Here is a 6,910-nt window from a genome sequence, read left to right as displayed (position 1 = left end):
GCACCCGCCAGGCGCTCCCGCCAGTACGAGAGCTGCTGATCCAGGGCCTCGCCTTCCAGCTGCGCGCGCTGCCACACGGCGTAGTCGGCGTACTGCACCGGCAGCTCCGGCAGCGGCGACGTCCGCCCCTCGCGATATGCCTCGTACAGCGCCGACAGCTCTCGGTAGAGCACCCCCATGCTCCACCCGTCGCTGACGATGTGGTGCATCGAGAGCAGCAGCACGTGCTCCTCGGCACCCAGCCGCAGCAGCGCCGCACGGAAGAGCGGGCCCGCCGAGAGGTCGAATGGCCGCGCACCACCCTCCTCAACGAGCTCCCGCTGCACCTCCGCCTCGCGCGTTTCCTCGGGGAGATGGGAGAGGTCCTTCACCGGCACCGGGAGGCCGCTGGAGGGCGCGATCACCTGCACCGGCGAGCCGTCCACCTCGGCGAAGACCGTCCGCAGCGCCTCGTGCCTGCGAACGATCTCGCCCAGCGCGCGCTCCAGCGCGTCCACGTCCAGCGCACCGCGCAGGCGCAGGGTGAAGGGGAGGTTGTAGGAGGTCCCCCGCTCGAAGCGGTCCAGGAACCAGAGCCGCTCCTGCGCGAACGACAGCAGCGGCGGCTCCGTGCGCTCGGTCGGCACCACGGGCGGCAGCACCGGCAGCCCCGCGCGGCGCATCTCCTCCACGCGCCCGGCCAGCTCCGCCACCGTGGGTCCCTCGAAGAGCGCCCGCAGCGGCAGCTCCACGCCGAACACCTCGCGGACCCGCGACACCACCCGCGTGGCCAGCAGCGAGTGCCCGCCCCGCTCGAAGAAGCTTTCCTCCACGCCCACCCGCTCCAGGCCCAGCACCTCGGCCCAGATCCCCGCCAGCACCTCCTCCACCGGGGTGCGCGGCGCCAGGCAGCTCTCCTCCGCCGACGCGTACTCCGGCTCTGGCAGCGCCTTGCGGTCCAGCTTGCCGTTGGGGTTCACCGGGAGCGCGTCCAGGAAGACGAACTCGGCCGGGATCATGTATTCCGGCAGCCGCTCGGCGAGGTAGGCGCGCAGCGCCGCCGCGCCCGCCTGCTCACCCGTGTAGTAGGCCACCAGCCGGGGGTCACCGGCCTCCCCCTCGCGCGCCCGCGCCACCACCACCACCTCGTGCACGGCCGCGTGCTCGGCCAGCCGCGCCTCGATCTCGCCCAGCTCGACCCGGAACCCGCGCACCTTTACCTGCGCGTCGCCGCGGCCCATGAACTCGATCGTCCCGTCCGGCAGCCACCGCCCCAGGTCGCCCGTGCGGTACAGCCGCGCGCCCGGCTCCCCGCCGAAGGGGTCGGGCAGATAGCGCTCGGCCGTCTGGCCCGGTAGCCGCCGGTAGCCGCGCGTCACCCCGGCGCCGCCCAGGTACAGCTCCCCCCTCACGCCGACCGGCACCGGCTCGCCGGCTGCGTCCAGGACGTAGATCCGGGCGTTGGCGATCGGGCGGCCCGGCGGCATGGAGCGGCTGGAGTAGCTCGACAGATCCGCCCGCGCGAAGTGGTGCGCCGTGATCCCGGTCGCCTCCGTGGAGCCGTACGGATTCAGGAACACGGGGCGCGGCTCCGGCACCCGCGCCAGCTGCCGCGGGTACAGCGCCTCCCCGCCAAAGACCACGATCCGCAGCCCGCCGATCGCCCGCCCGCCGTCCGCCTCGACCAGCGCCTGGAAGCCGGTCGGCGTGACGTTCATCATGGTGATGCCCGACGCGACGATCTGCGCCGCGATCCTGCCCGGCTCGAACGGCTCGCGCGCCAGGTGCACCCGCCCGCCCACGAACAACGGCGCCAGCAGGTTGCGCTGCGTCAGGTGAAAGCTGAAGGAGGTGACGACCAGGACCGCGTCCCGCTCCGAGATCCCGGTGGCGCCCAGGTACCAGTGCAGCAGGTTCGACGCGCCCCGGTGCGTCATCTCCACTCCCTTGGGGCGCCCCGTGGAGCCGGAGGTGTAGATCACGTACGTCAGGTGCTCCGGCGTCAGCGCCGCGCGCTCCGGGTTGCTGTCCGGCTGTCCGCCCCACCACGCCGCGTCCTCGTCCAGCGCGAGCAGGGGGAGGTCGAGCCCGGCGAGCCGCCCCGCGAGCGCCTCCTGCGTCAGCATCACCACCGGGGCGCAGTCCTGCACCATGTCCAGCAGCCGCTCGCGCGGATAGCCCGGGTCGAGCGGCAGGTACGCGCCCCCCGCCTTCAGCACCCCCAGCACCGCGACCACCAGCTCGGGCTCCCGCTCCACGCAGATCCCCACGCGCACGTCGGGGCCGACGCCGAGGCCGCGGAGGTGATGCGCCAGCCGGTTCGCGCGGGCGTTCAGTTCGCCGAAGGTCAGCTCCCGGTCCTCATAGACCACCGCTACCCGGTCCGGCGTGCGCCCGGCCTGCGTCTCGAACATCTCGTGGATGTACGACTCGGCGGGATACGGCGTATCCGTGCGGTTCCACTCCTCCACCACGAGCCGGCGCTCCTCGTCCGACAGCAGCGCCAGCCGGTCCACCGGCCGGGTCTCGTCGGCCGCCATCCCCGCGAGCACGCGGCGCAGGTATCCCGCGTAGCGCTCCACCGTCTCCCGGTCGAACAGCGCCGTCGCGAACACCACCTCTCCCGCGATCCCGCTCCCCTCCTCCCGCAGCTCCAGCGACAGGTCGAGCCCGCCCGTGGAGCGCGACTCCGGCCCGCTCACGGGCGCGTTCCCCCACGTGAAAGCCACGCGGAACAGCGGCGTGGCCGGAGCGGCGGCGCCGTCCGGCTGCGCGAGCTCCACCACCCGCTCGAAGGGAAGGTCCTGGTTGCGCAGCGCTCCCTGCACCCGCGCCTCGACCCACCCCAGCAGCGCCGCGGCCGTGGGCGCGCCCGACAGGTCCACCCGCACCGGCAGGGGATTCGCGAAGCAGCCGATCACCAGGTCCGTCTGCCCCGACAGCCGGCCCAGCACCGCGGCCCACCCCGCCAGCAGCGTCGTGGACAGCGTTGCCCCGTGGCGGCCGCCCAGCGCCCTGAGCGCAGCGGTCGCCTCCTCGTCCAGCTCCAGCCGGACCCGGGCCCCGGCGCCGTCCGGCTGCGCGGGGCGCGGGCGGTCCGCCGGCAGCTCCAGCGGCTCCGGGGCATCCGCCAGCGTCTCCCGCCAGTACTCCGCCTGCTGCCGCGGCAGCCCGCCGTCCACCGGCGGCTCCGCCCGGACCGCGCTCACCGTCACCGACAGCGATGTGGAGGATGTCCGACCCGCAAGCACGTCCATAGCGTGTTTTCCCTCAGAAATCTGCCCTAGACGTGAAACTGCGGGGCGCATGTGCCCCGCAGGGTTCCTTGTCTTGCCAGCTCACGTGATTTCCGACACTCGCTGATCGGCCCCGCCTGAGAGGGATACAGCTCGATATCCGCCATACCAGCGAGCCGTTCCGGTAGCCGCGCGGAGCGGGAGGCTGGGTCCCGTGCCGGCCATTGCATCGTTGCTTAACTGTTACTAAACAGGCGTAAAAAGTTTGATGTGGAGGGAAGGAATAACATCGAATACCTGAGCGGGCAAGGGGCCATCCTTCGGCGACCGCGGGAGCCAGCCACGCCACTGCCGGCCTGGAACATTTGAATGCACCTGGCGCCATCCCCCTGGACATCCGTCCGCCGGCCGTGCACCGGGCAGGCCGGGCTTCACTCCGGCGGGATCGGACAGGCCTCCGCCCCGGTATCGCCTGATCACCCTCGTAATTACTCACATAACCGCCACGGGATTGAGGATCGTGCGCCCGTCGCGGCGCCGTCACGCCGGCGTCTGCCTTCTCCCCTCGCCCGGCTTGAGAGGGAAGGGAACACCCCATCCCAACCCGCAATCCGAACAGCCCCCCACGCGCCGAACGGCTGCCCGTGCGGTCGGCGGGGCCGAGGGTGAAGACGAATCTCTTGACGATTCGTGCGCCGGTGGGTTATTCTCGAACCGTCGTTAAATGCAGGTTGTTACGGCGTGATGAGATCGGTGCCCGGGACCGGTGCATTTCCCGGGGCAGCGAATCCGTGTGGCCCCCTCGACTTGTGTTATCGGACTTGTTGTGAAGTTTGCCTGCCGCCATCCCGGCGCGCCGCGGACGCCGCGGGCGCCGCGCACCCAAGGGAGTCAGCGCATGTCGACGATCGAGCGCGAGGCCGTACAGGTTCCGGTCATCCACGAAGTCGCTGACTTGACGACCTCCGCCCGGCTGCTGCCGTCCAGCCTGTGCCCTGTGTCGAATGCGGCCATGCCTGCTCGAGGCCTGGGAGCAGTGGTTGTCGGCCTGGGACGAGCAGGGTTGGGTCTACACGTTCCCGTCCTGGAGAAAATCCGCCGTGGCAGGGCCGCGGCTTCACCCTTCGGGGCTGTCGTCGGTCTTGTCGACACCGCGGAGGCGGGAATCAAGCGCGCGCTGCATCGTCTCGAATACGACTACGGATACGACCCAGGACGGATAAGCTGCGCGACCTCGCTCGCGGATCTGACGGGCGTCGATCCGGATCATACGATCGTGCATATCTGCACGCCCGCGGACGATCACGCATCGGCCCTGCGCGCCGCGACCGAGGCCGGATTCCGGCGTATCATCGTCGAGAAGCCTTGCGCCACCAACACCGCCGACGTCGATGAGATGCGGCGTATCGCCGATCGAACGGGCGCCAGCATTGCCGTGATCAATCCGTATCTGTACAGTCGCTCCGTCGCCAGCTGCAAGGACAAGATCCAACAGGTGGGACGGCAGCCCCACTACCTGGAATTCGAGATGTCCAAGCCGCGGACAGCTCCAACACTGGCAGGGCGTTCAAGGCCGGAATCCGTCATGGACGTCGAGCTGCCCCACCAGATCGCCACGGCGCTGTACCTCACCGAGGCGTCGCGATACAGGGTTCTTCGCGCCGAAGTGCGGCACATGCACTATCGGGAGATGGACACCGATGTGTGCCAGGTCGTCCGGAACATGGGACTCGGCATCATCGTCCTGGAACTGGATGAGTGCATTGCGGTTCTCGTCTCCTATCTCGATTCGCTGACACGCACGCGGGAGCTGAAGCTGCGCTTTCCCAACACTGAACACATCGAAGCGTTTCTACCGGTTACGGGCGACGACCATACCAGCGTGATCATTGAGTACTCCGGTCGCAACACCGATGGGTCGGCCGAGCAAACACGGGTCGCGAAGCTGCCCGACGACATGCTTGCGAGATGCCTGTTCGACATGTACTCGCGATTTGCCACCGATTCTCCGCAGCTCAGTGACCTCGCCTTCAATCGGAAGGTGGTCGACGTGATGGATAAAGCGAAGACGTTCGCGCGGATTCGAAGGTAGGGTCGCCTGCTTCGGGCATCCGGGCGCCAGGCCGTTCGGAGTGCTGTCGATGGATTCGATCGAAGCTCGCGGCCGAATGATCCGGCCGGCGAGTTAAACCGGCTTGTCGCCCTTTGCGGCTGAGCAACCAATGGAAGAAGCACCGGCCAGGGATTCCGCCGCCATCACGCGACGGCTCGAAGCGCTTGCATCCGCGCTGCGTGCCGGTGCGAACCCGTTCCTGGATGATTCGGAGATGCCGGACCTCGTGTACGGCATCAATGGCTTTGGAATGAACTGGCTGGCCGCTGAGACCGGCGTTCCCGACGTGCGGGACGTGATTCTCGACCTGCTTTACGACGCGGTGAGCTCGCGGACGGACGGGCCTGGTATCCTGATGAATCTCGGTCAGATCCTGAGATCGGACATCCACCTGACATCATGGCTGAATACTGAAAAGCAGCGTTGGCGTCACCGGCTGGTCGACTTTCTCGGACGCATGTGCCGTGAGAGCGCCGGTACGGCGATGGGTGAGAATGCCGTTCGAGAGATCGTGCGCACGATCGTTTCCGAATCATGCCTGGTCACTCTCGACGTGCGTGGGCAGTGCATCGATTGCATCGCCGAGTGTCTCGGTGAGCTTCCGTCATTGGATATCGAGCCACACCTGAAGGCGGTGGAAGAGATCGTAGCGCGATTCCGTCCATGCCATGAGCGTGCTCTCGCGCTGCAGGTGACGGATGCCCACGACACGATCGACCCTCACGTCGACGTGCCGGACCGCCCGTTCCTGGACGTCCTCGGGCGTGCCGCGAGTGTGAAAGCACGAGAACGGGCCTTCGTTTTCGGAGCCAGGCTTGCGGATGCCGTTCTCGACGTCCGGCCCAGTGAACGTGCACGGGCGATTGCCGCACGCGCCCAGGAAGGCCGTGCGGCACTGGCCGCGGTGCGGTCCGGAGCCCTCTCGTCGGCCGAGTTCGAAGCGTTCATCGAGGCGCGTCTTCCGAGCCGGGCCAGCGATCTCGGTGATTACGTCGTCAACCGTCACCAGGTGCTTGCTGACGGCCTGACCATCCAGGAATTGTTCCGGTGGCTGATCGCGGCGCCCGAGAATTCATCCAGCGATCGTGTTGCGCGCCGGACGATCACGGCCTTCTTCAGGCAGGTGCTCGGGATGGGGCAGGCCGCGAACGCGGGACTGGATGCAAGGCCATTCTTCATCGACCATGGGTATGGTCCGGATGGGAACCAGCTCGATTGGCCGAGCTATGTGTTCCTGCCGGCGGGCACCATCTGGGGCAAGGGTGCGGGGGTGGACCTTTCGTGCGGCGTGGCGATTGGCGGTGGCGTCGATCTCGCTGCCCGTCGAGGCCGCGACGCCGCGTACATCGGGGGAAGCTGGTCGGCCACTCTGTATCATGGCCATTCACACGTGGGTGGTACACAAGGGTCACAGGGAGCAGAGTCGAGAGATCGCATTCTTCACTTCGGTCTTACGGTCGATGACGGAGAGAGACTTCCCTGGGGTGTGTACGTAGAAGCGGAACAGCATCTTGGCGGCGGTGTGTACCCGGGCGTCCGCACGTATCCGCTGGAACCCGCGCGTTGAGGCTGGTGGATTCAA

At 68.3% G+C, this 6,910-nt stretch carries 3 protein-coding genes; 2 read left to right on the top strand and 1 reads right to left on the bottom strand.

Annotation, left to right across the window (positions count from 1 at the left end):
- Positions 1-3,188, bottom strand: a 3,188-nt coding sequence (locus tag VGC13_RS01115; RefSeq protein WP_331123343.1) for an amino acid adenylation domain-containing protein, incomplete at its 3' end; no start/stop codon positions are given.
- Positions 3,189-4,113: 925 nt separating this feature from the next.
- Here VGC13_RS01115 and VGC13_RS01110 point away from each other — a divergent pair.
- Positions 4,114-5,307, top strand: coding sequence for a Gfo/Idh/MocA family protein (locus VGC13_RS01110; RefSeq protein WP_331123342.1), 1,194 nt, complete (start codon positions 4,114-4,116; stop codon positions 5,305-5,307).
- Positions 5,308-5,437: 130 nt separating this feature from the next.
- Positions 5,438-6,895 carry a hypothetical protein gene (locus tag VGC13_RS01105; protein ID WP_331123341.1) on the top strand — a complete coding sequence of 486 codons (1,458 nt, stop codon included), beginning with the start codon at positions 5,438-5,440 and terminating at the stop codon, positions 6,893-6,895.
- Positions 6,896-6,910 lie beyond the last annotated feature (15 nt).

The organism is Longimicrobium sp. (genome assembly GCF_036399255.1).
GTDB lineage: Bacteria > Gemmatimonadota > Gemmatimonadetes > Longimicrobiales > Longimicrobiaceae > Longimicrobium.
This window is presented reverse-complemented; position numbering and strand designations above follow the sequence as displayed.

What these genes read in the sequence shown, in the direction of transcription:
- VGC13_RS01105 (WP_331123341.1), top strand. Translation starts at nt 5,438, where the DNA reads ATGGAAGAAGCACCGGCCAGGGATTCCGCCGCCATCACGCGACGGCTC.
- VGC13_RS01110 (WP_331123342.1), top strand. Translation starts at nt 4,114, where the DNA reads ATGTCGACGATCGAGCGCGAGGCCGTACAGGTTCCGGTCATCCACGAA.